Genomic DNA, 703 nt, shown 5'->3' with positions numbered 1-703 from the left:
TGAAACGACATAGCCTTGTTCCAAGGGATGAATGTCAATGATATTCCCTGTTTCATCAAACTTAAGAGTGTGATTGTAGTCGTCAATTATTTTGTCCCATTCGGACTTGTCGTGACCTTTCAAGCGCTTCTTTAACTCGGCACGATAGTAGGCATCGCCATCGTCCGATAGCATCATATCCCTAGAAGCTTTATTGAAGTTCAGAACCCCTGCGAATTTCAATCCCTCCTTAAAAGAGAGTATATTTTCCAACCCAAAAGAAAGCAGACCAAGGCTATCGAATAGTACAAAATTTTCTGAAGCAAATGATTTAAAACTATCTTTCTCATCTGATTCACAACTGTATATAACTGATTCATCGCATTGTCCGAGCGTTGTTCCCAAACAATTACTGAAGTTCCCGTCCTACTTTCGATAATCGTATTATTATCGGCTACCAATTTCCAGTATTCTCCAGCATAACTAAGTTGCTTTTCCTCATGAATCCAACTAATTTCAACACGCTTGTTTCCCTGTAATCTATTGTTATAACTGAATAATACCTCACCATCCTTAGATGAAATCTTACTTTCAATTTGATTATCGTTATCAATAACATAAATAATTCCTATGTTTTGACCGTTCTCTTTCGATTTTTCTAAGTGAATATGTCTATCAATATCATTCCAATACGTTTCATATTTATCTTGAATCAATTCAATCA

The 703-nt window shown here is 35.7% G+C and carries 1 protein-coding gene and 1 pseudogene; both read right to left on the bottom strand.

The window, feature by feature from the left end; translation table 11 throughout:
- A pseudogene (locus D8792_RS11785) lies at positions 1–195 on the bottom strand (virulence protein); the annotation flags it as partial.
- Positions 196–218: 23 nt separating this feature from the next.
- Positions 219–703 (bottom strand): hypothetical protein (locus D8792_RS11065; RefSeq protein ID WP_125374016.1); only part of this gene is annotated, 485 nt, incomplete at its 5' end.

Origin of the sequence: Streptococcus cristatus (assembly GCF_003943505.1) — a bacterium.
In the GTDB taxonomy this organism is placed as follows: Bacteria; Bacillota; Bacilli; order Lactobacillales; family Streptococcaceae; genus Streptococcus; species Streptococcus cristatus_E.
This window is presented reverse-complemented; position numbering and strand designations above follow the sequence as displayed.